Annotated in this window: 21 protein-coding genes and 1 tRNA gene; 8 read left to right on the forward strand and 14 right to left on the reverse strand. The window is 75.0% G+C overall.

Annotation, left to right across the window (positions count from 1 at the left end):
* Positions 1–35: 35 nt before the first annotated feature.
* Genes ACF053_RS06145 through ehuB form a run of 4 tightly spaced genes read right to left on the reverse strand, consistent with a single transcriptional unit; the run spans position 36 to position 2968 of the window.
* Positions 36–776 carry an amino acid ABC transporter ATP-binding protein gene (locus ACF053_RS06145; RefSeq protein WP_391952767.1) on the reverse strand — a complete coding sequence of 247 codons (741 nt, stop codon included), beginning with the start codon at positions 774–776 and terminating at the stop codon, positions 36–38.
* Positions 766–1416, reverse strand: coding sequence for an ectoine/hydroxyectoine ABC transporter permease subunit EhuD (gene ehuD, locus ACF053_RS06150; RefSeq protein ID WP_391952768.1), 651 nt, complete (start codon positions 1414–1416; stop codon positions 766–768). Before ehuD ends, ACF053_RS06145 begins: the two co-directional genes overlap by 11 nt.
* The gene (gene ehuC, locus ACF053_RS06155; protein ID WP_391952769.1) at positions 1413–2072 is read right to left on the reverse strand and encodes an ectoine/hydroxyectoine ABC transporter permease subunit EhuC; all 660 of its coding nucleotides are present in this window, start codon (positions 2070–2072) and stop codon (positions 1413–1415) included. Before ehuC ends, ehuD begins: the two co-directional genes overlap by 4 nt.
* Positions 2069–2968, reverse strand: a complete 900-nt coding sequence (gene ehuB / locus ACF053_RS06160; protein ID WP_391952770.1) for an ectoine/hydroxyectoine ABC transporter substrate-binding protein EhuB — start codon at positions 2966–2968, stop codon at positions 2069–2071. The genes ehuC and ehuB overlap by 4 nt, the downstream gene beginning before the upstream one ends.
* Positions 2969–3031: 63 nt before the next feature.
* On the opposite strand from ehuB, the gene ACF053_RS06165 reads away from it, so the two are divergent.
* The 3 genes from ACF053_RS06165 to ACF053_RS06175 all read left to right on the forward strand — a co-directional run bounded on the left by ACF053_RS06165 (position 3032) and on the right by ACF053_RS06175 (position 7031).
* A complete protein-coding gene (locus tag ACF053_RS06165; protein WP_391952771.1) occupies positions 3032–3718 on the forward strand; it encodes an aspartate racemase/maleate isomerase family protein in 687 nt (228 codons plus the stop codon).
* Positions 3719–3941: 223 nt separating this feature from the next.
* Positions 3942–5117 carry an LLM class flavin-dependent oxidoreductase gene (locus tag ACF053_RS06170; RefSeq protein ID WP_391952772.1) on the forward strand — a complete coding sequence of 392 codons (1176 nt, stop codon included), beginning with the start codon at positions 3942–3944 and terminating at the stop codon, positions 5115–5117.
* Between the two features lie 198 nt (positions 5118–5315).
* Positions 5316–7031: a glycosyl hydrolase family 18 protein gene (locus tag ACF053_RS06175; protein WP_391952773.1), complete on the forward strand. Its 1716-nt coding sequence runs from the start codon at positions 5316–5318 to the stop codon at positions 7029–7031.
* Between the two features lie 185 nt (positions 7032–7216).
* Here the strand turns inward: ACF053_RS06175 and ACF053_RS06180 are convergent, their stop codons facing one another.
* Positions 7217–9121 (reverse strand): putative bifunctional diguanylate cyclase/phosphodiesterase, encoded by a 1905-nt coding sequence (locus ACF053_RS06180; protein WP_391952774.1) that lies wholly within the window; start codon positions 9119–9121, stop codon positions 7217–7219.
* A gap of 300 nt (positions 9122–9421) precedes the next feature.
* On the opposite strand from ACF053_RS06180, the gene ACF053_RS06185 reads away from it, so the two are divergent.
* Complete coding sequence (locus tag ACF053_RS06185) at positions 9422–10963, forward strand: M6 family metalloprotease domain-containing protein (RefSeq protein ID WP_391952775.1); 1542 nt, start codon at positions 9422–9424, stop codon at positions 10961–10963.
* Between the two features lie 57 nt (positions 10964–11020).
* Here the strand turns inward: ACF053_RS06185 and ACF053_RS06190 are convergent.
* From ACF053_RS06190 to ACF053_RS06215, 6 genes are all read right to left on the reverse strand, one after another.
* Positions 11021–11094 (reverse strand) — tRNA-Lys (locus tag ACF053_RS06190).
* On the reverse strand, positions 11085–11741 hold the full coding sequence (locus tag ACF053_RS06195) for a hypothetical protein (RefSeq protein ID WP_391952776.1): 657 nt from the start codon (positions 11739–11741) through the stop codon (positions 11085–11087). The genes ACF053_RS06190 and ACF053_RS06195 overlap by 10 nt, the downstream gene beginning before the upstream one ends.
* 120 nt (positions 11742–11861) lie before the next feature.
* The gene (locus ACF053_RS06200) at positions 11862–12218 is read right to left on the reverse strand and encodes a hypothetical protein (protein WP_391952777.1); all 357 of its coding nucleotides are present in this window, start codon (positions 12216–12218) and stop codon (positions 11862–11864) included.
* Between the two features lie 298 nt (positions 12219–12516).
* Complete coding sequence (locus ACF053_RS06205; RefSeq protein ID WP_391952778.1) at positions 12517–13854, reverse strand: AAA family ATPase; 1338 nt, start codon at positions 13852–13854, stop codon at positions 12517–12519.
* Positions 13851–15467: a hypothetical protein gene (locus ACF053_RS06210; RefSeq protein WP_391952779.1), complete on the reverse strand. Its 1617-nt coding sequence runs from the start codon at positions 15465–15467 to the stop codon at positions 13851–13853. Before ACF053_RS06210 ends, ACF053_RS06205 begins: the two co-directional genes overlap by 4 nt.
* Positions 15458–16663 (reverse strand): hypothetical protein, encoded by a 1206-nt coding sequence (locus ACF053_RS06215; RefSeq protein WP_391952780.1) that lies wholly within the window; start codon positions 16661–16663, stop codon positions 15458–15460. The genes ACF053_RS06210 and ACF053_RS06215 overlap by 10 nt, the downstream gene beginning before the upstream one ends.
* 153 nt (positions 16664–16816) lie before the next feature.
* On the opposite strand from ACF053_RS06215, the gene ACF053_RS06220 reads away from it, so the two are divergent.
* Positions 16817–17413 carry a histidine phosphatase family protein gene (locus ACF053_RS06220; protein WP_391952781.1) on the forward strand — a complete coding sequence of 199 codons (597 nt, stop codon included), beginning with the start codon at positions 16817–16819 and terminating at the stop codon, positions 17411–17413.
* Between the two features lie 320 nt (positions 17414–17733).
* On the opposite strand, the gene ACF053_RS06225 is transcribed toward ACF053_RS06220, so the two are convergent.
* On the reverse strand, positions 17734–19161 hold the full coding sequence (locus ACF053_RS06225) for a tetratricopeptide repeat protein (protein ID WP_391952782.1): 1428 nt from the start codon (positions 19159–19161) through the stop codon (positions 17734–17736).
* Between the two features lie 247 nt (positions 19162–19408).
* On the opposite strand from ACF053_RS06225, the gene ACF053_RS06230 reads away from it, so the two are divergent.
* Positions 19409–19936, forward strand: coding sequence for a hypothetical protein (locus tag ACF053_RS06230; protein WP_391952783.1), 528 nt, complete (start codon positions 19409–19411; stop codon positions 19934–19936).
* Here ACF053_RS06230 and ACF053_RS06235 read toward each other — a convergent pair.
* Positions 19877–21346: a S41 family peptidase gene (locus tag ACF053_RS06235; RefSeq protein ID WP_391952784.1), complete on the reverse strand. Its 1470-nt coding sequence runs from the start codon at positions 21344–21346 to the stop codon at positions 19877–19879. The genes ACF053_RS06230 and ACF053_RS06235 overlap by 60 nt on opposite strands.
* Positions 21347–21633: 287 nt before the next feature.
* Positions 21634–23250, reverse strand: a complete 1617-nt coding sequence (locus tag ACF053_RS06240) for an MFS transporter (RefSeq protein WP_391952785.1) — start codon at positions 23248–23250, stop codon at positions 21634–21636.
* A gap of 116 nt (positions 23251–23366) precedes the next feature.
* Between ACF053_RS06240 and ACF053_RS06245 the strand changes: the two genes are divergently transcribed.
* Positions 23367–23699, forward strand: coding sequence for an ArsR/SmtB family transcription factor (locus ACF053_RS06245; RefSeq protein WP_391952786.1), 333 nt, complete (start codon positions 23367–23369; stop codon positions 23697–23699).
* 87 nt (positions 23700–23786) lie between these two features.
* Positions 23787–24659, forward strand: coding sequence for a spermidine synthase (locus tag ACF053_RS06250; RefSeq protein ID WP_391952787.1), 873 nt, complete (start codon positions 23787–23789; stop codon positions 24657–24659).
* Positions 24660–24765: the final 106 nt, after the last annotated feature.

A 24765-nucleotide genomic window follows, 5' to 3' on the forward strand; every position in this document is an offset into this window, starting at 1 on the left:
ATGCCAGGGGCCGAACGGGCCGGTCGCGGGGGTCGTCAGAGCACCGCGCCGAGGAACTCGCGGGTCCGTGCGTGCTCCGGATCGGACAGGATCCTCTCCGGAGAACCGGATTCGATCACCCTTCCCGCGTCGAACATGAGCACCTCGTCCGAGATGTCCCTGGCGAAATTCATCTCATGCGTGACGCACACCATCGTGATGTCGGTGCTCCGCGCGATGTCCCGCAGCAGGTCCAGCACGCCCGCCACGGACTCGGGGTCGAGCGCCGACGTCACCTCGTCCAGGAGCAGCACCTTCGGCCGCATCGCCAGGGCGCGGGCGATGGCCACCCGCTGCTGCTGGCCGCCGGAGAGGGTGCCGGGGCGGGCGTCCGCCCGGTCGGCGAGGCCCACCAGTTCGAGCAGGTCCCGGGCGCGCTCCTCGGCCTCCTCGCGGCCGAGGCCGAGCACGCGGACCGGCGCCTCCGTGAGGTTGCGCAGCACGGTCATGTGGGGGAAGAGGTTGAACTGCTGGAAGACCATCCCGATGCGCTTGCGCACCTCCCGGCGGCTCTTGTCGTCGGCCGGGAAGAGCCGGTCGCCGTCGACGTCGATCGTGCCGCGGTCGGGCCGCTCCAGCGTCATCAGCATCCGCAGGATCGTGGTCTTGCCCGACCCCGACGGGCCGATGAGGGTGACGTGCCGGCCGGCGTCGACCGAGAAGGACAGGTCCCGCAGGACGGTGTTGCCGCCGTAGCTCTTGCCGACGCCGGAGAAGCGGATGAGTTCAGTGGACAAGACGGCGCTCCAGGGCTCGGACGAGAAGGGAAGCCGGGTAGGCGACGAGGACGAAGGCGACACCGACGACGGTGAGCGGCTCGGTGTACTGGAAGGTGCCGGCGCTCTCCAGCCGGGCCTGCTGGAGCATCTCCAGCACGCCGATCGCGGCGAGCAGCGGCGTGTCCTTCAGCATCGCGACGACGTAGTTGCCTAGCGCGGGCGTCACGCGGCGCAGCGCCTGCGGCAGGATCACCGCGAACCAGGTCCGGTGGGCGGGGAGGCTGAGCGCGGTCGCCGCCTCCCACTGCCCGGCCGGTACGGCGTCGATGCCGGCCCGGTACACCTGGGCGGTGTACGTCGAGTAGTGCAGCCCGATGGCGAGGGTGCCGGTGACGAACGCCGAGAACCGCACCCCGGCCTCGGGCAGCACGAAGAACAGGAAGAACAGCTGCACCAGCAGCGGCGTCGTGCGGACGAACTCCGTGACGGCGGTCACCGGCCAGCGCACGAGCCGCTTGCGTGAGCGGAGCCCGGCCGCCCACACCAGTCCGAGCGAGAAGGCGATGAGCGAGCCGAGGACGAGGACCTGCAGGGTGACCAGCAGCCCGTCCGCGAAGCGCGGCATGAAGTCCGCCACGGCGGACCAGTCCCACTTCACCGGACCACCGCCCCGACGCGGGCCTTCGCGCGGCGTTCCAGCGCCTTCATGGCGCGGATGACGGCCATCGCGATGACGAAGTACACGACGAGGACGGCACCGTAGACCTGCGCGCTCTCCTGCGTGGCCAGGCGCACCAGGTACGCCGCGAACGACACGTCGCCGACGCCGAGGAGCGACACCAGCGCGGTGCCCTTGAGCAGTTCGATCAGCAGGTTGCACAGCGGCGGCAGCATCTCGGGGAGCGCCTGCGGCAGCAGCACCAGGCGCAGCCGCTGCCACGGCGTGAAGCCCAGCGCGACGGCCGCCTCCCGCTGCGCGGCGGGGACCGCGTTCAGGGCGCCGCGCACGACCTCGGCGCCGTACGCCCCGTACGACAGGCCGAGCGCGAGCACCGCCGCCCACATGGGCAGCAACTGCCAGCCGGCCAGCGGCGGCACGACGAAGAAGAGCCAGAACATCAGCACCAGCGCCGAGACCCCGCGGAAGACCTCCGTGTACGCGGCGGCGACGAACCGGACCGACCGGGAGCGGTGGGTGCGGGCGGTGCCGACGGTGAAGGCGACGACGGCGGCGAGCGCGGCGCCGTAGACGAGGAGCTGGAGGGTGGTCCAGATGCCGGGCAGCACCCAGTTCTGCCAGAGTCCGGCGGTCATCGGCACAGCTCCTCGGCGGTCAGGGTGGTCATCTCGGAGCGGGTGAAGCCGAAGCGCCGCAGGATCCGGTAGAGCTCGCCGCTCTTCTTCATGCGGTGGATCTCGGCGTTGAAGGCGTCGCGCAGGACGCGGTCGGTGCGGCGGAACGCGAAGCCGCCGCCGTCGACCTGCTTCTCCCCGTCCACGACCACGGCGAACGGCGGCACGCTCTCGGCGCGGCTGCTGCCCCGCGCCACCTGGCGGGTGGTGAGCGCGGTCGCGGCGAAGGCGTCCACGCGGCCGGACTCCACGGCGTTCAGACCGGCGACCTGGTCCTGGAGAATGACGAGCCGCTTCTCGGGGTACCCGGCGGCCACGGCGTGACCGGCCTGGGCGTATCCGGTGCCGGTGGCGAGGCGGGCCCCCTCGCGCAGCACGTCCGCGTAGGAGCGCAACCCGAGCGGGTTGCCGCGGCGCACGATGAAGGAGTCGAGCATCTGGTACTCGGGATCGGAGAAGAGCACCTGACGGCACCTCTCCGGGGTGATGTACATCCCGGCGGAGACGACGTCGAACTGCTGGGAGTTGAGGCCGGGGATGAGCGAGCCGAAGTCGGTGGCGACGGGCTGGACGCGGTCGACGCCGAGCCGCCGGAAGACGACACGCGCGAGTTCGGGCGCCTCGCCCGTGAAGGCCCCGTTCTCGTCGACGTACCCGTAGGGCACCTCGCCGGCGATGCCGAGCCGTACGGTGCCCTGCGACCTGAGCCGCGCCAGGGCGTCCCCGGACGGGACCCGGGCGCACCCCGTGGCCGCCAGGGCGCCGGTCGCGCCGAGCGCGGCCGTACCCAGGAGCAGCGAGCGGCGCCCCACCGCCCCCGACCATCTGTTTTCTGTTGGACGAGCTGTTCGAGCCATGGCCGCGCGGCTACCCGGACGCCGACGGGGTATGCGTGATCGCGCCGAGGACAGGAGGCCAGCATGACCACCGTCGGACTTCTCCTCCCGGAGGGGACCCCCGAGGACGACTACCGCCGCATCGAGACGCTGCTCGGCGGCGACATCCGCGTCGATTCCGTCGCGTACGGCGGGCCGGGCGCCGGCGCCGTGTCGTTCGCCGCCGAGGGCGAGCGGTTGCGCCTCGCGGGCGCGGACGCCGTGGTGTGGGCGGCCGCCGGGGCGTCGTTCGCGCCGGGTTGGGAGGCCGCGCACGAGCAGGCCCGGGCCCTCGCCCTGAGCGCCGGCGTCCCCGCGTCCAGCACCGCGATCGGCTTCACCCACGCGCTGAAGGAGCTGGGCGCCACGAGGGTCGCCGTGGCCGGCACGTACCCGCGCGACACCCTCGACGGCCTCGCCCGGTTCCTGGGTGCCGCGGGCGTCGAGGTGGTCGGCTCGGGCGGGGGCTCCGCCACGACGCCGCTGCCCGAGCTGGTGCGCGCCGCGGACGACCCGCTCGCCGAGGCCGTGCTCGTCCCGGACACGGCCACGCCGTGCGTCGCGGAGGTGGCGGCGGCCGAGGCGGCGGTCGGCAAGCCGGTGCTCACCGGGACGCAGGTGACGGTCTGGGAGGGGCTCCGCCTCGCCGAGCGGCGCGGCGCCTGGGCCGACGAGCTGGGCGCGCTGTTCGCCCGGCGCGCCGTGCGGGACGCGGGGCAGCCGGCAGGCTGACGCGGCGCCACCCCGCCCGGGGCGGGCGCTCACGCGGGGCCGACCGGCGCCGCGGGGGCCGCGAGGTCCCCGGGCGGGCCGGCCCGAGACCCCGGGCGCCCGGGCCGGACGGTACGGCGTCCCGGGCGTCCGGCCCCCCGCGGTACGACCCGGTCCGGAATAACCGGACGGTCCCTCCTGTTAGTGCGTGGCGTACCGACGTCATGTGCAGGAGGACCCAGCGGTGAGCGACGACGAGGCGACACGGAAGACGGCGACCGGGGAGACGGCGACCGGGGAGACGGCGGCGCGCGGGGCCGCGCCCGGGGACGCGGTGCGCGGGACGGCGCGCGGCACCGCCCCGGTACCGCTGTCCGTACTGGACCTGGTCACCGTGGGGGCCGGGTCGACCGCCACCCGCGCCCTGGCCACCAGCGTGGCGCTCGCGCGGCTCGCCGAGGACCGGGGCTACCACCGCCACTGGGTCGCCGAGCACCACTCCATGCCCGGGGTCGCCTCGTCGTCCCCGGCCGTGATCCTGGCGCACCTGGCCGCCCACACCCGCCGCATCCGCCTCGGCTCCGGCGGCGTCATGCTGCCCAACCACGCCCCCCTCGTGGTGGCCGAGCAGTTCGGCACCCTGGAGGCGCTCGCCCCGGGCCGGGTCGACCTCGGGCTGGGCCGGGCGCCCGGGACCGACGGGGCCACCGCCGCCGCGCTGCGCCGCGCCGACCGGCTGGACGAGGGCGCCGACGAGTTCCCGCAGCAGCTGTCCGAGCTCGTCCGGTTCCTGGACGACGACTTCCCCGACGGGCACCCGTACGCCAGGATCCACGCCGTGCCCGGTCCGGTGCAGGGCCCCACGGGGCGCCCGCCGGTGTGGCTGCTCGGCTCGTCCGGCTTCAGCGCCAGGCTGGCCGGCACCCTCGGGTTGCCCTTCGCCTTCGCCCACCACTTCTCCGCCCGCAACACGGTCCCCGCGCTGGAGCTGTACCGGGACTCCTTCCGGCCCTCCGCCGTCCTCGACGCGCCGTACGCGCTGATCGGCGTCTCCGCCCTCGCCGCGGACGACGAGCGGGAGGCCCGGCGCCAGGTGCTCACCGGCGCGCTGTCGATGCTGCGGCTGCGCACCGGCCGGCCCGGGCTCGTCCCGACGCCCGAGGAGGCGGAGGCGTACCCGTTCGGCGCGGTGGAGCGGGAGTTCGTGGACGGCTGGCTCGCCAACGTGGTGCACGGCACGCCGGACGCGGTCCGCGCCGGTCTGGACGGCCTGCGCGAGCGGACGGGCGCCGACGAACTGATGATCACGGCGAGCGTCCACGGTGGTGAGGCGCGGCTGCGCTCGTACGAAATGATCGCGGACGCGTACGGGATGCCGGCCGGTGGTTCCTCCTCGGGAAGCGGCGCACAAGATTCCTAAGGGAGGCTTAAACCGCTCGTCACCAGGGGTGGCGAGCGGTCCTTCCGTCCCACGCACGGCTTCTGATGAGGGGTTTTACCCGACAATTGGTCTAGTCCTCATTCTGGTGCAGACCATTGACGGGGCGTTCACGCGGCGGTTATCAATTCTTCGACTTCAGCTCCGCGTACCGCGCTTCACCCCCCTCGGAGGCCGCTCGTGCACGCCCGCAAACCCCTGCTCGCCGCGCTCACCGGCCTGGCCGTCGCCGCCACCGGCGTGCTGGCCGCCGTAGCCGGCCCCGACACCGCCCGCGCGGCGGAGACCGCGCCCGCGGCCGCCCCCGGCGGCGTGAAGATCGCCTACTACGACCAGTGGAGCGTCTACGGCAACGCCTTCTACCCCAAGCACCTCGACACCCGGGGCATCGCCGCCAAACTGGACGTCATCAACTACTCGTTCGGCAACATCCACCCGACCGAGCACACCTGCTTCATGGCCAACAAGGCGGCGGGGGACGACAACAACCCCAACGCCGGTGACGGCGCGGGCGACTCGTACGCCGACTACCAGCGCTCCTTCGCGGCCGCCGACAGCGTGGACGGCGTCGCCGACAAGTGGGACCAGCCGATCGTGGGCGTCTTCAACCAGTTCAAGGAGCTGAAGGCGAAGTACCCGCACCTGAAGATCAACATCTCGCTGGGCGGCTGGACCTACTCGAAGTACTTCCACGACGCCGCGAAGACGGACGCGAGCCGCAAGAAGCTCGTCTCGTCGTGCATCAAGCAGTACATCCAGGGCGACCTGCCCGTCGAGGGCGGCTTCGGCGGCCCCGGCACGGCGGCCGGGATCTTCGACGGCATCGACGTCGACTGGGAGTACCCCGGTTCGCCCGACGGCCACCTCGGCAACCACCACGGGCCGGAGGACAAGCAGAACTTCACGCTGCTGCTCGCCGAGTTCCGCAAGCAGCTCGACGCGTACGGCGCCGCGCACGGCGGCAGGAAGTACCTGCTGACGGCGGCGCTCCCGGCCGGTCAGGACAAGATCAAGCACATCGAGACGGACAAGATCGGCGCGTACCTCGACTACGCGAACATCATGACGTACGACATGCACGGCGCCTGGGACGGCGACGGGCCGACGTACCACCAGTCCCCGCTGTACTCCGGCTCCGACGACCCGACGGACCCGATCAAGCCGGGCACCGAGAAGTACTCGATCGACAACGCCATCGACGCCTGGATCGACGGCGAGCCCGCCTACGGCATCGCGGGCGGCTTCCCGGCGAACAAGCTGACGCTCGGGTACGAGTTCTACTACCGCGGCTGGAAGGGCGTTCCCGCCGGGGGGAGCAACGGCCTCGCCCAGCCCGCGACCGGCGCCTCGGCCGCCCGCCCGGTGAGCCAGCAGGCCGGCATCGCCCACTACAAGGAGCTCGGTGGCATCGTCGACAACCCGGCGACCACGTTCTGGGACGACCGGGCGAAGGCCAGCTACTTCTACAAGGACGGCGAGTTCTTCACCGGCCTCGACAAGCGGGCCGTCCAGGCGCGCGCCGAGTACGGCCGCAGCCGGGGCCTGGCGGGCGCGATGATGTACTCGCTGCTCGGGCTGGACGCCGGTACGACGCTGCTCAACGAGATCGCGGCGGCCGTCGGCGGCACCCCGCAAACCCCGGACCCGACGCCCACCCCGACGCCCACCCCGACGCCGACGCCGACGCCGACGCCGACTCCGACGCCGACTCCGACCCCGACGCCCACCGGCCCGGCCGGCTGCACGGCCGGGGCCTGGGACCGGGTGGCTTCGTACGCCGGTGGCGCGCAGGTCTCCCACCAGGGACGCACCTGGAAGGCCAAGTGGTGGACACGGGGCGAGGAGCCCGGCACCACCGGCGAGTGGGGCGTCTGGCAGGACCTCGGCGCCTGCTGAGCGCCGTACCCGGACCGACCCCGGAACCCACCCCCCACACCACCGCCCCTGACCGGAGAGCCGCGGCCTCCCGGTCAGGGGCGGTTCCCATGACGCGCCCGCCGGGTCCCGTGCCCGCCGCGCCCGCCCGCGCCCGGCCGGTGCTCCGCCCGCGCCCGGGCCGGTGCTCCGCCCGGCCGGCCGGCTCAGGCGACCTTCGCGCCCACGCGGATCATGTCGGCGATCCGCTCCGGGGCCACCGCCCGGGAGTACAACCAGCCCTGCCCGGTGTCGCAGCCGATCCGGCGCAATCGCGCCGCCTGCCCGGCCGTCTCCACGCACTCGGCCGTGACGGTCAGCCCCAGCCGGTGCGCCAGGTCCACCATCGTCTCGACGATCACCTCGTCGGCCGGGTTGGGGTGGGCCTCGTCCTGGAAGCCGCGGACGAACGAGCCGTCGAGCTTCAGCACGGACACGGGCAGCCGGCTCAGGTAGGCGAGGTTGGAGTACCCGGTGCCGAAGTCGTCGATGGCGATCCGCACGCCCATGTCGCTGAGCGCCTGGAGGGCCTGGAGCGGGCGCCCGGCCGAGCCCATCACCGCGGACTCGGTCAGCTCCAGCTGGAGCAGGTGGGCGGGGAGCCCCGTCTCGGCCAGGATCCCGGCGACGTCCGTGACGAGGTCGGAGTCCCACACCTGCCGCACGGCGACGTTGACGCTGACGAACAGGGGCCGCTCGCCGGGGTGTTCGAGCTGCCACCGGCGGGCCTGCCGGCACGCGGTCCGCAGCACCCAGCGGCCCAGCTGCACGATCGAGCCGTCCTCCTCGGCGATGCCGACGAACCGATTCGGCGCCAGCGCGCCGAAGCGCGGGTGGTGCCAGCGCACCAGCGCCTCGACGCCCCGCACGGTCCCGTCGGCCATGCCCACCAGCGGCTGGTACTCCAGGGCGAACTCGCCCCGCTCCACGGCCGGCCGGAGCGTGGAGCTGAGCGCCTGCCGGGTCATGCGGTGGGCGTTGCGCTCGGGATCGAAGAGCGTCCAGCGGGCCTTGCCGTCGGCCTTGGCCCAGTACAGCGTCGTGTCGGCGGCCTGCATCAGGCCGTTCACCGTGGTGCCCGCCGCGAGCCGCTCGACGACGCCGATGGAGGCGGAGACGGACAACCGCTGCCCCGCGAGGTCGAACGGCCGCTGCACGGCGGCGAGTACGGCCCCGGCGAGCCCGGCGAGCTGGTCGGTCCCGGAGGAGTCCTCGACGAGGATGGCGAACTCGTCGCCGCCGAGGCGGGCCACGAGGTGGCCGCCGCCGCGGGCGTGCCCGTCGTTGTCGGCGCACTCGGTGAGGCGGGTGGCCACGGCGGCGAGGAGCCTGTCGCCGACGCGGTGGCCGAGGGTGTCGTTGACGGCCTTGAAGCCGTCGAGGTCGAGGTAGCACAGGCCGATCCGGCCCGTGCCGCCGTCGCCGTGGGGGCCGTACGACTCGTAGGCGTCGTACGAGGAGTTCTCCAGCGCGGAGGTGAGGCGCTCGAAGAACAGGGTCCGGTTGGGCAGGCGGGTGACCGGGTCGTGCATCTGGAGGTGGCGCAGCCGGGCCTGGAGCTCGCGGCGGTCGCTGATGTCGGCGATGGACAGCAGCACGTTGTGGCCGCGGGGCACCGGCGCGACGGTCACCTCCGCCCACAGGGACCGCCCGTCGGGATGCTTGAGCCGGCGCGTGCAACGGAACCGCGAGCGGTGGCCGCGCAGCACCTCCCGGTAGGCGTGCCAGGTACGGGGGTCGCCGGCCAGGTCGACGAGGTCGGCGGCGACCTGGTCGCGCAGCGACGCCGCGTCCGTGCCGAGGAGCGCGGCGAGCGCGTCGTTGGCGTTGAGGACGAGGCCGTCGGGGTCGACGACCGCCATGGCGAGCTGCGCGGCGTTGAACGCCGCGTGGACGTCCCGCAGCTCGCCCGCCGGGACGGGACCGGACCGGGGCGGCGGCTCGGTCCGCGCCGCGTACCGGCGGATGCCGGAGTCGCCCGCCGCCCCGCAGTCACCCTCCGTGATCACGCGGAGCGTGGTGCAGGGCTGCGCGACTGCCGTGTGTCCCGGTCCTTCTGGAGTTCCGCTCACCGCTCGCTCCCGCAGGGCAGTTGTGACGTACAGATGTGGTCGGGCGAGGTCAGCCAAGGAAAGTGTGCCGATCATAGAGGCTGCCGTTGGGCCGTTCCAGCGCCACCGCCGGGTCGTCGGGGCCCCCGTGTCCGCCTGCCGAACAGGGCCGATCGTTTCTGCACGGGTCTGGCGGCGCCCGGTCCTGGTCTGACCGGTTGTGACTGTCAGTGAAGTGACCGATGTGGTCCGGGAGTGTCGCTGCTCACCCGAGTGGTGCAGCGGAACAGGGCGAAACCTGGCAAACCGTCACAGGGTGGGATGACGTTCCGCATCTCGCACCCGGAGGTCGACGTGCAGGGTCAGCAGCCACCCGCGCAGCCACCCGGGGGAGTGCACCTGCCGAGCCTGCGCTCCACGGCCGCCGGTGTGTTCTCCCTGATCGCCATCGCCGCCACCGGCCTCGCCGCCGGCCCGGTGGCGGCCGTCCCGTCCACGGGGCCGTGCGTCCTGCCCCGTACCGAGGCCCACCACTCCCTGGGGCTGGACACCTGGAACACCGCCTACCCGCGGCCCGACCGGGCGCTGGACGCGGTGATGGTCTTCCTCTCCTTCCCCGACGCGACCCCCGTGCACGGCACCGAGGTGATCGCCGCGGACCACTTCCCCGGTACCAGCGAGTTCTTCGCGCGCGCCTCGTACGGCCGCTTCGCGCTGCGCGCCGAGCCCCGGCACGGCTGGCTGCGCATGCCGCGCCCCTCCACGGCGTACGCCGTGCGGCGCGACTGGGCGCCGGACCGGCGGGCCGCCTATCTGCGCGACGCGCTGGCCGTGGCGGACCCGGTGGTGGACTTCTCCCGGTACGACATCGTCTACCTGGTCGCGGACCCGGACGCGCCGGGCGTCGACTCGGACGCGACGAAGGTCGTCAACCTGCGGACCCCGCTGCGGGCGGACGGCACGGACATCGACCGGGTCGTCACCGTCTTCGAGCGGCACCCGCCGGACCGCAACGTCCTGGCCCACGAGACCGGCCACGTCTTCGACCTGCCCGACCTGTACAACCGCCCGGTGGACGGCAAGGGCGACTGGGACACGCACGTCGGCGACTGGGACCTCATGGGCAGCCAGTTCGCCATGGCCCCCGAACCCTTCGGCTGGCACAAGTGGAAGCTCGGGTGGCTCGACGAGCACCAGGTGCGTTGCGTGCGCGCCCCGCAGTGGGTGACGCTGCGACCACTGTCCGGCGGGACGGACCCGGACGGCGCGGACGGGGGCGGCGCGGATCCGGCCGTTCCCGTCCCGGGCGGTGCGGACGGGGGCGGCTCCGCCCCGGACGGCGCGGTCCCGGCCGTTCCCGTCCCGGGCGGCGGCGCGGTCCCAGGCGGCACCGGCGCGCAGGGGACGGGTGCGGGCGGCGGCTCCGTTCCGGTCGGCACCGGCGCGCCGGGTACGGGGGCGGAGAGGCCCGGTGCGGATACGGGCACAGGCGCGGGTACGGCGGCCGACGGCGTGCTGCCCCGCGGTGCGGGGCCGGGGACGCGGCTGGCGGTGGTGCGCACGGGCCGCGACACCGTGCTCGCCGTCGAGGCGCGCGGCGCGGTCGGCAACGACCGGGACACCTGCGCGGAGGGCGTGCTCGTCTACCGGGTGCGGGCCGGCGCCGAGTCCGGCGCGGGACCCGTGGAGGTGGTCGACGCGCACCCGCTGACCGCGGCGTGCCGGGACCGCTCGGTGTACCCGCCGCTGGCGGACGCGCCACTCCGCGAGGGCGAGTCGTTCACCGTGCCGGGGGAGGGCGTGCGCGTACAGGTGGGGGCCCGGACCCCGGCGGGGGACTGGACCGTCCGGATCACGCCGTAGCCACGAGGAAGGCGCACGAAGAAGCCCCCCGCTTCCGCGAGGGGCTTCTTCCGTCTGTGCGCCGCCAGGGACTCGAACCCCGGACCCGCTGATTAAGAGTCAGCTGCTCTAACCAACTGAGCTAGCGGCGCCTGCTGACGTCGTAGACCTTAGCATCCTGCTCCGGGTCGGGCGAAATCGATACGCGGACGGCCCCGGCGGACGTGGCGCGGGCCACGCGGACGCACGCCCACAGGACCACATCGGGGCCCGGCAGCCAGGGGCGGCGGGTGTCGGGGGCGACGACCCAGCGGGGCCCCTCGCCCGCGCCCCGGACGAGCGGGGGCACGGTGACCGCGTCGCCGAGACCGTGGCAGAGCAGTGGCGGGACCGCGTCGCCCCACTCCTCCCAGCCCAGCAGGGAGGGCAGCCGCTGGCTCGTGCCGGGGGCGGTGAACAGCAGCATCCGTCCGTGGTGCGCCGCGACCGGGCCGGAGCCGGGGCCCTCCTCCCACAGCCGGTCCAGGAGGCGCCGCCCGAAGACCGCGGGCACGTTCACCACGTCGAAGACGGACCCGCAGGGCAGCACCGCCGGGGCGGTGGGACGGGCCTCCCACCGCGAGAGGGTGGCGGCCGGGTACGAGGAGCCGGACACCAGCCACTCCGCGCCGTCCGCGGTGATCCGCGTGGCGTGGTGCGGCCCGTCGCCCCCGGGGTGCGGGAGGACGTCGGCGCGGCGCTCGTCGGCGTCGCCGTGGACGGGGCTCAGCGGGGTCTCGTCTCGCAACCAGGTCCTCATGACCACCGGTCTACCGAAGGTGACGAAGCGATCTCGCTGAGTTCCCGGAAATGGGGACAACCGGGGAGCGGGAGGGGTATCTTTCCCCCTCGGCATATGCCCAGGGCGTGCCCGTGCGGCTCAGTCCTCGCCGGTCCGGCCGCCGCCGCGCAGCAGGTCCCGGCCGAACTCGACCATCTTCTTCGCGTAGTCCTCGGTCCACTCGGCGCGGTGGGCGATGTCCGCCGTGGTCAGCCGGTCGAACCGGCGGGGGTCGGCGAGCTGCGCCGCCGCCATCGCCTGGTACTCCACCGCCCGGTCGGCCGCCGCGCGGAAGGCCAGCGTGAGCTCCGTGGACCGGGAGAGCAGCTCGCGCGGGTCCTCGATGGACTCCAGGTCGAAGAAGTGCTCCGGGTCCGCGGCGGCCTCCGCAGGCTCGAAGAGCAGGGGCGCCGGTTTGAACCGCCGCTGCTGCTCGCTCCGCTCGGTCTCCGCCATCGGTGAACTCCCATCGCTGCTGCCGTGCCGTGCCGTGCCGTGCGCTGCCGTGTCGTGTCATGAGCTGCCGTGTGTGCGCAGCCGTCCGGTCGTCCCGGCCGTACCGACGGCCACCGACCATTGTCCCGCCTCCCACAAGACCACGTCCCCCGCCTCCGCCCGAGGCCCGCCCCCGGGTCCGGACCGAGGCCGCTCCCGGCTCCGCCCGGCCCCCGACCCGCGGGCTCCGCGCCCGGCGCCCGACCCGGAGCCCGTTCCCCCGCTCCGGGCGGCGCCGGGCCGGGACCGACCCGCGGGGTCAGGGGCGGTGGCGGACGCGGTGCTCGGCGAGGTGCGAGAGGACCGCGTGGTTGGCCTCCCAGCCGTCCGGGAACTTGACCGTGACGCCCAGCTGGACCGGCTCCGTCGACGGGTGCTCGTCCAGGAGGTCCGCCACGCCCTCGCGGCAGACCACGACGCACGCGTGCCGGTGCCGGGAGGCCAGGACGCACAGGCGGCCGGTCTCCAGGTGGAAGGCGGTGGCGTCCGGCCGGCCGGACAGCGGGTGGAGGACGACCGTCACGTCGTACTCACGCCCCTGGAGCCGGTTCGCCGTGTCCACCGTCACGCCCCGCACGCCGAGGTCGGCCAGCGCCGCGCGGACGGCCGCCGCCTGGTCGCGGTGGGCGGTGCCGACCGCGACGCGGTCCGCGGTGACGGGCACGGGGCCGTCGGACCGCTCGCTGACGGCGACCGCCCCCCGGTCCAGCAGGCGGCGCACCACCAGGGCGCAGGCCCGGACCGCCTCCGGGTCCGTGCGCGGCGTGTGGCGGGCGGGCAGCTCCAGCAGGCCCCAGCCGCTCTCCGCCGCCTCGTCCAGGACGCGGTCGGCGGCCGACGCGTCCGACGGCACGCCGAAGGACAGGCGCCGGTCGCCCGGGCCCGTGCCCGCCCGGAACGGCGTGTACGGGTAGAAGGCGTCCGACACCAGCGGCGCCGCCGACGCCGGCAGCCGCCACGACACCGGCAGCCGGTGCTGCGGCAGCCGCGGGTTGTGCGCGAGCAGCGTCGACACGGCGCTCGCCGACGGGTCGTACGACAGGCCCGCCCACTGGTCGGCGCCCACCACCGAGAACGGGTCGAGCTGGCCGGGGTCGCCCACGAACAGCGCCCGCTCGAAGAGGCCGGCCACGGCGAGCAGCGCGTCCGACCGCATCTGGTACGCCTCGTCGACGATGGCGTGCCCCCACGGCTCGGCGCCCTGCACGTGCGCCCACTTCGCGGCCGTGGAGATGACCACGTCCAGCCCCGTCAGGTCCGCCGCCTTGGCCGACTTCCGGACGTTGCCGAGGTCGTCGAGCGCCTTGTCGTACGGGTCGGAGTCGTTGCTGTGGAGCCGCCCCACCGGCAGTTCGGGGTCCTTCTCGGCGAGCCGCAGCACCAGGTCGTCGACCTGGGCGTTGGTCTGCGCGACCACCATGAGCGGCCGCCCGGCCGCCGCGAGCTCCAGCGCGGCGCGCACCACGAGCGTGGACTTGCCGGCGCCCGGCGGCGAGTCCACGACGACGCCCCGCGCGTCGCCGTGCAGCGTGTCGTCGAGGATCTCCCGGGTGGCCCGGGCGGCCTCGGCGGCGGGATCGAACGGAACGGACGTCACAGCAGGTCCTCCGGCGTCACGGGATCGGGGCTCTCGGCGGTGTCGGAGCGCGGGGGCCCGCCGTGGGTCCACGGCGTCTCCTCCGGGTCCGGCAGCTTCGCACCCACCCGCGGCTCGTGCTCGAACAGCGTCCACACCAGCCGGTCGCCCTTCTCGGGCACCGAGCCCTCGGCCGGGTCCCTGCCGCGGCCCATCCGGTCGAGCAGCCGCAGCACCAGCGACCCGTCCTCCTCGTACCGGACGAACTCCGCGGCCTGCGGCCGGCCGTCCAGCGACCGGTACGCCTTCACCCGCTCACCGAGGTGCGGGGCGTCGTCCGTGCGCACCGTCAGCAACGGGCGAGGGGAGGGCCGCTTCGACTCCGTCCAGGCCATCGTCACGTCGACCACCTCGGCGAGGAACGCCTCGCCGGCGAGCCGCCGCCCCGCCATCGCCAGCGGGTCGTCCAGCGCCTCCTGCGCCTCCAGCTGCGTCTGGGCGCTCTCCCGCGCGGCGAGCTTGTTCGCCGCCGTGACGGCGTCGTCCCGGCGCGGCTGCGGCGGTTCGCCCGCCCGTACCCGGTCGCGGTGGCCGGTGAACGACCAGCGGTCGCGGGTCCACCGGTCGGTCACGCGCGCCCCCGGCGGCAGCTCCCGCGCCAGGTCCAGCGCCCGCCACACGGCGTGCCACGTGGGCCGCAGCTGGGAGAGGACCAGCCGCCTGACCTCGCGTTCGGCGCGGTGCAGGTCCCCCAGCCGCTCGTCGGCCGCCTCCCCGTCCTCGGCGGACGCCAGGGCCTGCCGGGCGCGGTCGTACCGCTCGATCGCGGGGGCGAGGAGCCGGTTGTCGAAGGCGGGGTCGGTCGCCGGGCCGGCCGGCGGGCACAGCAGCTGCCCGTCCCGGTCGCGCCCCAGCTCGGCCCGGAGCGCCGCCTCCGCCCCGGACCCGCCCCCCGGCGCCACCGGGGTGACCGCCGCGTCGGGCGCGTCGATCCAGGCGAGCAGCGCCCCCAGGTGCTGGTCCTCCAGCGACGACTGGCCCGTCGCCCAGTGGCGGTTCAGCAGGTCCGTCGCCGCCAGCAGCAGCGACGAGCCGGGCACCCGCGCCCGCTCCCCGTAGTGCGTCAGCCACCGCCCCAGCAGCGGCACCCGCGGCGGCGCCGGGAACGGCGTCTCCGGGTCCTGCTCGGCCGTGCGCCGGAACCGCATCGACCGGCCCAGCAGCCGCACGTACTCGACGCCCGCCCGGCTCGGCACGATCAGCTGCGGCGCGTCGGCGCACAGCTCCACCTCGACCTTGACCTTCTTGCCGGTCTCCGGATCCGTCTGGCTGCGCTCGGCGGCCTCGACGTCGTCCGCGTACCCGTCGACGTACGGCAGGACCGCCTCGGCCAGGTCCGCCAGGAACGCGAAGCGCAGGTCCCGGTCGCGCGGCTGCGGCACGACCAGCAGCCGCGGCTCCTCCCGGTCCGTGCCCACCAGCGCCCCCAGCGGCGCACCCGCCTCACCGGCGGTCGTCAGCGGGACGAGGACGAGGGGCCGCTCCGACAGGTGCCGGTGGCGCACCGTGGCCAGCGGCCGGGCGCGCCCGCACTCGACGGCCTCCAGCCGGGCGAGCGTGGAGATCAGCGACACGCGCCCGCCCCCTCCAGCGACTCGGCCCGCAGCGCGGCCGCCCGCCGCAGCGCCGCCACGGCCGGGTCGCGGGGGTCGCCCGCCTCGCCGCGCGCCGCCGCGAGGACGTCCCCGACGGTCGTCAGCCCGCCCAGCTCGCCCCGTACGGAGCGGCCGAGCGCCTCCACGGCGCCCGCGGCGCGGGCCCGGCCGCGGCAGTGGAACGCCAGCTCGCACGCGGCCAGGCACTCCGGCGCGTACGCGTGCGGCACCGCGTCCACGGCGGCGGTGAGCTGATCGGCGGAGCACGTCGACATGTCGAAGGAGACCCCTTCGGGCAGGGCCGCCGCGATGTCCTCGACGCGGGTCAGCCGGGCCAGCTGCCGCCGGGTGACGGACAGCTGCTTGCGGACGTCGACGAGCGAACCGGTCGGCTCGTTGGAGAAGTCCCTCGGGCAGACCAGCAGCACCGCGTGGTCCACGGCGGCGCCGTCCGTGACGGCCGCGACCCGCTCCAGCGCCAGCACGTACACCGCGGCCTGCCGGGCCGCCGCGCCGACCTTGGCCGCGTCCGCCGAGCCGTCGATCATCGGGAAGGACTTGATCTCCACGACCGCCCACCGGCCGTCCGGCCGCACCACGACCGCGTCCGGCTCCAGGTAGGCCGGGGAGCCGGCCACCTCCAGCGCCAGCATCGGGTGGTCGAGCAGGGCCCAGCCGCCGCCCGCCGTGGCCTCGCGCAGCGCCAGCGCCGTGCGCGCCGCCCGCCCCTCGGGTCCGGCCGCGGCGAGGTCCGGCGTCCACACGTCGTCCGGCCCGTCCGCGCCGAGCAGCCGCAGCAGCTCGGCGCCCCCGTCGGCCTTGACCTTCGCCTCGAAGGCGTTGCCGCGCATGAAGGCGAACTGCGACTGCCCGAGCCCGGACGGCGCGCCCAGGGCCGTCGCCAGCGCGGCCTTGTCGACCCCGGCGCCGTCGAGCAGGGCCCGGCGTCGGCAGCCCGGGTTCGCGGCGAGGGCGGCCAGCGCACGGGCGTCCAGCGGGTGCGGCGCGGCGGCGGGGCCGCGCAACTCCGCCAGTCGCCGCCGCAGCGCCCCCGGTGGGACCTGCGGGGTCTGCGGGACGTGCGGGGCCCGCTGCGCCTGTGGGGCCTGCGGGGCCGGCCGGTTCTGCGGGGTCCGCGGAGCCGGAAGCGGTCCGCTGCCCAGGGAATCGCTCACCGCGGCAGTCTCGCATCCGCCACTGACACGTGGGGCCGGGTCACGCCACTCGCCCCCCGCGGCCGTCCGTGATCCCGTGCGCGATGATGGACGGGTACGTCGCTGCACCCGCCGAAGTGTGCACCCCCCGCGTAACCCCCAGGAGTACGCCCCATGGCACCGCGCATCCTGCTCGCCCGGCACGGCCAGACCGAGTGGTCGCTGCTCGGCAGGCACACCGGCCGGACGGACATCCCCCTCCTCGACGAGGGCCGGCAGGGCGCCGAGCTGCTCGGCAAGCGGCTCCACCGGGCCCGCTGGGCGGGCCTGGAGGGGTACGAGATCCGCACGAGTCCGCTGTCCCGCGCGCGGGAGACCTGCGACCTGGCCGGCTTCGGCGCCCGCGCCGAGGAGTGGGACACGCTCATGGAGTGGGACTACGGCGCGTACGAGGGCATGACGCCCGCCGAGATCCACGCCGTCCGGCCGGGCTGGCTCATCTGGCGCGACGGCGTGCCGGAGGGCGAGACGCTGGCGCAGCTGTCGGCCCGCGCCGACGAGGTCGTGGAGTGGGCCCGCTCGGCCGACCGGGACGTGCTGGTCTTCGCGCACGGCCACATCCTGCGGTCGATCGCCGCGCGCTGGCTGGGCGAGGACGTCTCCTTCGCGGCGCGCGTCCGCCTCGACCCGACGAGCCTGTCGGCGCTCGGCTGGGCGTACGGGGCACCGGCGATCGAGCGCTGGAACGACACGGGGCACCTGGAGGCCTGACCCCGCGCGCGGGGCGCCTGCCCGCCGTCCGCGCGTCGGCGTCGAGCGGCGCGGCGGCCTGGCCCCGCGCGCGGGGCGCCCGCTCCCGACCGCCCGTGCGGACGCCCTGGGCGCCCTTGGCCCCCGGGCCGCCCCGCTGGCAGCCTCCGGCCGCGCCCCGCCGGGGCCCCGAGCCGCTCCACAACGGCCCCGAGCCGCTCCACAACGGCCCCGAGCCGCTCCACGGCGACCCCGGGCCGCGACCCGCGGGCAGCCCGGGCCGGCCCGCAGGCATCCCGGGGCGTCCGGCGGAAACGCGCCCGCCCGGCCGCCGGCTCCCCCTAGGCGCCGCCGCCCGGTCCCGCTCCCGTCCCCGGGTCCGGGGCGAGGGCCGGGACCGTCGACCGGTGGCGGGCCAGGAACGCCGCCACCTCCGGCACGTCGCGCCGGGCGTGCAGCACCCGCGCCGTGTCGGCGAGCATCGCCTGGACCCGCGCCGAGCGGACCTCCACGTCGTCCAGCAGGTCCAGGACCCGGCCGCCGACGGCCGCCGCCTCCTCCACCGCGCCCCCGCGCGCCAGGTCGCCGGTGAGCTGGGCGTGGTACAGGGCGAGGTTGCGGGCGAAGTGCGGGTCGTTCAGGGCGGCGGCGCGGCGGGCGTGGCGCACGGCGCGGGCCCCGTCGCCCAGCAGCGACCACGCCTGGGCCTCCAGGAACTCCAGCTCCGGCGCACCGAAGAACGACATCCACTCCGGGTCGGCGTCCGAGGCGCCCCGCCCGAACTGGGTGTGCGCCCGCCCCAGGGCCTCCTCGCACGCCGTGCGGTCGCCGAGCCCCGCCCAGCCGGCCGCCTCCCGCATCGCCAACAGCGACAGCAGCCGTGCCGACGACAGGTGCTTCGCCGCGTGCTGCCCGGCCTGTGCCGCGCGCACCGCCTCCCGGAACCGACCCGCGTCCTTGGCCAGGAAGGACGTGTTGGAGAAGGCGTGCGCCTCCAGACCCGGATCGGCCCCCACGCGCGCGGTGGCGAGCGCCTCCGCGTAGTGCGAACGGGCGTCCTCCAGGCGGCCCGAGTCATGGGCGAGCCAGCCGACGGAGAGGGCCAGTTCACCCGCGCCCGCCGTGAGCCGGTCGGCCGTCGACCTGCGGGCGGTCGTCCCCGCGTCGAGCAGCGCGTACGCCGTGCGCAGCGGCTCCGCGGCGCGGCGGTACAGTCCGTCGGCGCCGTACCGGTCGTCCAGCAGCCGGATCCGCCGTACGGCCTCCTCGACCGCCGCCACCTCGGACTCGCCGAAGCGGCCGCCGGCACGCGGCGCCGGGATCGTTCCGAGCGGCTCCGTCCCGCCGCCCCGCTCCGCCGCCGCCCGGGCGGGAGCGAGGCCGAACGAGACGGCTGCCACGGTGACGGTGCCGCCCGTCATGAATGCGCGACGCAGCACGTCGCTCTCCTCATCGTTCGGGATGGTGGTGGGGGGTTCGGGAGCGGCGGCCACCGCACGCGCCCCCCGACCGCGTACCCGTTCCCGCGCGACGAACCCCAGATCGGTCAGCGACAGACCGGGGAACATGTGCAGGAACACCCGCTCGTACGCGTAGTTGGGGCAGCGGATCTCCCCCGACTCGACGCGTCCGACGTAGCGGGCGTCGCACGCCACGTGCTCGCCGATCTCGCGGCCCGCCCGGCGCACCGCGGCGGCGAACTCCGCCGGGGAGCGCCGGCCCCGCAGCCGTCGGAAGGCGAGATTCGGAACTGCCCGTGACGAGGCCATGGCGAGCCCTCTCCTGCGTGCTGCCGATGCTCCGGCGATGCAAGAACGTACCTGCCGGGGCGGGGCACACACGCACGGTTTGGCTACAAACGGGATATCTCACCCACGATCCGCCATGAACTGCCATCCTTTGCGGCGGCATCCGGCCGTAGCTGTTGACGCCGCCGGCCGTTGAACCCCCCGGAGAGACGGCCCGTGTCTCCACTCGGGGCTCGAGCGAGGAGGCAATCCCTTGTTGGAGGTCGGTATGGAGACAGGACGACCCGCCCACGGCGTGCCGGGCGGCACCGCGCGGCACGCGCCCGTCCCCGACGGCGGCGCCTGTCCGGCCGGGGGCCACGGCGCACCGGACGGCGCCCGGGAGCACACCGCGGACGGCAGGGGCGCCGCGCCCTGCGGTGGGGTGCCGTGCGACCTGGTCACCGTGCCCGCCCGGCGGGGTCTGGAGGCCGTCGACATCCTCCGCCGCGTCGCCCCCGCGGTCGGCCCCGTCCTCCACGACGACGCCAGCGACACGCTCGGCTTCGTCGTCCCGCCGGGCACGGCCGCGGCCTGGGACGTACCGGGCAGCGCCTGTACCGGCACCGACGGCAGGGGCCTGCGCCTCCCCGCCGACCCGACCGCCGCCCCCGACGCCGCGCCGCCCCCGCCCCCCGCCGGCACCGGCTGGCTGCTCCCGCCCGCCGACACCGACCCGGTCACCGACCCCGAGGCCCTACGCGAGGCCCTGGACGAGGCGGCCCGCCTCATCGAGGCGGCCGACAACTGCCGTTAGGGTCACGTGGCGCTTTGACGTCAGATCCTGGTTCCGCAGGACCTTCACGGCCCGGTCGAAGGCCGAGTCCTCCTTCCGGTCGAACTCCTCCGAGGTGAAGACCGGTTCGGTGAGGTGCGGCGGGATGCCCGCGCCGTCGAAGGTCCTGCCCGACCGGGTCAGCAGTTCCTCGTTCGGCAGCCAGACCGACATGCCGTTGGGGAGCTTGCGCACCAGGACGTCCGAGAAGACGCCCTGGGTGGGCTGCCCGATCCGCACGGTGCGGCCGGGCCGGTCCATGAGGGCCTGGGTGAAGGTCTCTCCCGCGCTGACGGTCGAGCCGCCGGTCAGCACGGCGACCGGTCCGGTGTAGCGGGGGCCCGGGGCGGGCGTGACGTACAGGGGCTGGGGACGCGTGTGCCGGGTGGGGTCCGCGGGATCGTTGCGGGCCCGCTTGGAGTAGGCGAGGTAGGGGGTGTCGGTCAGCCGCCCGGCGACGTGGAGCCCCATGGCGTCGGAGCCGCCGCCGTTGATCCGCAGGTCGATGACCAGGCCCTTCAGGTGCCGGGTGCGCTCCTGGCTGAGGACTGTGTCCAGCGCCTTGTCGAGCTCGGCCAGCTCGGCGGCGTATGGGGCCTTGCCGCCCGCGTAGCCGCCGAAGCCGGAGATCCGCAGGTAGCCCTGCCCGCCGGGGAGGTCGGCGTAGGTGATCCGCCCGTTGGCGAAGTCCTGCAGGTTCCGGGCGTTTTCGAGGTCGCGCTCCACGACGAACTTCTTGACCTTGGCGTCGAGCTCCCCGTCGGGCCGGACGGTGCCTGGGCGGACCTGCGCGAAGGTCCGGTCGGGGTCGCCGTCGCCGTCGCCGTCGACGTCCCGGACGGCGACGTGGGCGTCGTGGAGCGGCGCGACCATCTTGCCGAAGACGGCGAAGAGTTCGTCCGGGGTCGTCCCTTCGTGGACCGAGGGCCGGTACCGGTCGCGTACGGCGTGCCAGTCGATGCCCTTGGCGGCGAAGAAGGGGTAGTTCTCCTCGAAGGACTGCCAGAAGACGTCGAAGGAGGCGAGCGGACCCCCGGGGGCGGAACGCGTGCAGGCGTCGGGCAGTTCCCTCATCCGGCGCAGGTTCCGTTCGCCGACGTCGCCGTCCTGCCGTAGGGAAGCGCGGTCGCGGTCCCCGCGGGTGCGCACGGTGAGGACGGTGCCTCCAGGCGTGGTGTAGGCGCCGGGGCCGGTCCGCTGCGCGGTGTCGCCCCGGATGCAGCTGACGGCGGTGGTCTGGTACTCCTGGAGGGTTCCGTTCCGGATGGACAGCACGGTGCCGTAGCCGTCCATGCGCCAGATTCCGTCGGTGGCCGGCTGGTGGGCGGTGGCGGCCGGCGCGGCTGCGCCGACGAGGGCCAGGGCGACGGCGGTGGCCGTGACGATGCGCACGATCTTGCCTTCTCTGCAGGTGACGTGTCGGGTACCGCCCCACCGTCGCCGACACGGGACCCACCGGGCCACCCGGCTGTCCGGCCGAACGGCGGTGGGGCCAGCACCCGCTACCCCTGGTAACCCGGGACCGGCGCCTGGGGTGTGTCGTCGAAGTGGCGCCAGCCGGGCGGGACTCGGTGATGGCCTGCCCCTCCACCGCCGGGGCGCCGGTGGTCAAGCCGGGCGTACCGGCGGAGTGGAAGGCGGTGGTGGCCGGCTGGTCCAGGCCGCCACCGCACCGGCCGTCAGCCGGCTGCCGTGGCGCCGGTGGCGGCCGGCGCGGTCCGGCCGCGGCGCCACAGCGCCACGATCACCAGGAAGAGGACGAGGCAGACGGCCGCCAGGACCCACAGGATCGTGTCGAAGGCGGAGTCGTACGCCCCGACCAGGAAGTCGGTGAACCGGTCGCGCTGGTCGGCGGGGACGGTCCGCGCCGCCACGGTCAAGCCGCCACCCGCCACCTGGTTGGCGAGGGCGGTGGGGTCGCCCGCGGCATCGAAGCCCCCGACGCCCTCGCGGATCCTCGCACCGAGGGTGGTGGCGAGCATGGAGCCGTAGACGGCGACGGCGATGGCCTCGCTGCCCAGCCTCAGCGTGTTGAGGAAGCCGGCCGCCATGCCCGCCTTCTCGGGGGCGACGTTCTCCAGCGCCTGCCCGTCGACCAGCCCTGCGGACAGCCCCATGCCCGCGCCGGTGACGAGCATCGGCAGGGCGACGACCGCGATGGCGACGTCCGGGCTGAAGAGGGTGAGCGCGAGGTCGCCGACGACCAGGCAGGCGAGGCTGAGGTGGAGCAGGGTGAGGGCGGGGACGCCGCGGGAGACCAGCTTGGCGGCCAGCATCGGGCAGACGAGGACCGGGAGGGTCAGCAGGACCATCGTGAGCCCGGCCGCGCCACTCGTGTATCCCGCCACGGCGGTGAGGTAGGTCGGCAGGTAGGTCAGCATCGTCACGAAACCGAAGGACGCGGCGACCGGGACCAGGCACAGGGCGAGGAAGCGGCGGTTGGCCAGCACGCTCGGATCGAGCATCGGGTGCTCGCGGCGCTTCTCGACGGCGGTGAACACCACGAGGACGACGAGTGTTCCGGCGAAGAGCCCGAGCACGCCCGCACTGCCCCAGCCCCACTGCGATCCCTGCACGATGCCGGTGGTCAGCAGCAGCATCGCGACGACGAACAGGGTGCTGCCGATCACGTCCACGCGGGCGTCGGTGCGGCGGGACCCGGCCGTCGAGCGGGCGATGGCCGGGACGGCGAGGAGCACGAGGGCGAGGGCCACGGCGTGCAGCGCGAAGACCCATCGCCAGCCGAGGGTCTGGACGAGCAGGCCGGAGACGGAGGGCCCGACGGCGACACCGATGCCCGCGACGGTCCCGAAGAGCGCGAACGCCTTGGCGCGCGCCGGGCCGCTGAAGGCGGTGGACAGGATCGCGCTGCCGCAGGAGAAGATCGCGGCTCCGCCGAGTCCGGCCAGCGCGCGGGCGGCGTCGAGCAGGAGTACGTTCGCGGCCAGCGCGCTGCCGAGCGAGGCGACGGCGTAGATGCCGGCGCCGATGGCGAAGGCGCGGACCCGCCCGACGATGTCGGCGATGGAGCCCCAGGCGAGCGTGAAGCACGCGAACGAGACGTTGAAGGCGTTGACCACCCATTGCAGGGGGACGAGGCCCGCCTGGGTGTCGGCGCCGATACCGGGCAGGGCCACGGCGGTACCGGAGATCGAGGTGGGCACGACGAAGACGGCGAGGAGGACCGCGATCAGGGTGAGCGTCTGCCGGGGGCCCGCGCCGGGGTGCGGTGCGGGGGCGGCTGTCTCGGTGGGCGCCGGTGCGCCGCCGAGGGGGGACTCGGTCCGTGTGGACATGGCGTGCTCCCTGGACGTCCCCGCGTCGACCGACCGGGGAGGTTCGTATTCTGTCGAACCTTAACCTGGCATGCGGCGCAGGTACCATGCAAATAGAACCTTCCGAAGGAGCCGTCATGCCCGACGCAGAGGGGCACCCCTCGCTGGAAGAGATGCACCTGCGTTCCGTGATGAACGCCCTGTCCGATCCCCTGCGGTACGAGGTGGTCTCGGAACTCGTCCGGGGGCCGGAGGGGTCCGAACGGCACTGCTCCTCGTTCGGCCTGCCGGTGTCCAAGTCGACCCGCAGCCACCACTTCCGCATCCTGCGGGAGGCCGGGCTCATCCGTCAGGTCGACCGTGGCAACAGCCGCATGGCGCAGCTCCGCAGGGCGGATCTGGACACCCGGTTCCCCGGCCTGCTGGCCCTGGTCCGGGAGAACCCCCCGGAGCCGCGGCGCGCGCCCTGACGCCACCCTTGCCCCCCGCCCCCGCCCCGGCCCCGGCCGCCCCGGCCCGCGGGGCGGGCGGGAGGGGGCGCGGCCGATAATGGTCCTGTGGCGAGGAACAGAGAGCGGCGCGGGCGTACGGCGGCCCCGGAGACCCTGAGCGAGACCGTCGACGGCGGGCTCGCCGAACTCGTCCCCGACCGCGAGCGGGCCCGCGCCTGGACGCTGCTGCTCGACGGCGCGCCCCAGTCGCACGTGGACCTCGACGACCCCGCCCACCTCGACTTCGCGTACCAGCGCCGCCTCGGCCACGTCATCGACCTCGCCGCGCCCGCCGGCCGCCCCCTGCACGCCGTCCACCTCGGCGGCGGCGCCCTCACCCTCGCCCGGTACGTCGCGGCGACCCGGCCCCGCTCCACACAGCAGGTCGTCGAGATCGACGCGCCCCTCGTCCAGTTCGTCCGCCGGGCCCTGCCCCTCGACCCGGCCGCGCGGATACGGGTGCGGGGCGGCGACGCGCGCGCCGGCCTCGGCAGGCTCCCCGACGGCTGGGCCGACCTCGTCGTCGCCGACGTCTTCAGCGGCGCCCGCACCCCCGCGCACCTCACCAGCACGGAGTTCCTCACCGAGGTGCGGCGCGTGCTGAAGCCGGGTGGCCACTACGCCGCGAACATCGCCGACGGGCCGCCCCTGGCGCACCTGCGCGGCCAGATCGCCACCGCGGCCGCCGTCTTCCCCGAACTGGCGCTCGCCGCCGACCCCGTCGTGCTGCGCGGCCGGCGCTTCGGCAACGCGGTGCTCGTCGCCGCCGACACCCCGCTGCCCGTCGCCGAGCTCACCCGCCGCGTCGCGACCGACCCGCACCCCGGCCGGGTCGAACACGGGCGCGCCCTCGCCGACTTCACCGGCGGCGCCACCCCCATCACCGACGCCTCCGCGAAGCCGTCCCCGCCGCCCCCGCCGTCGGTCTTCGACGCGTAGCCGCCGCACCCCGCCCCGCCCGCCCGTTCGGATCACCGAACGGGTTTTCGCGGTTTCCGTTATCCGCGTCCCGCCCTCGGGTCTCCCCTCGTGCCAGAGGAACGAG

It is taken from the genome of Streptomyces kanasensis, assembly GCF_043077165.1.
GTDB lineage: Bacteria > Actinomycetota > Actinomycetes > Streptomycetales > Streptomycetaceae > Streptomyces > Streptomyces changanensis.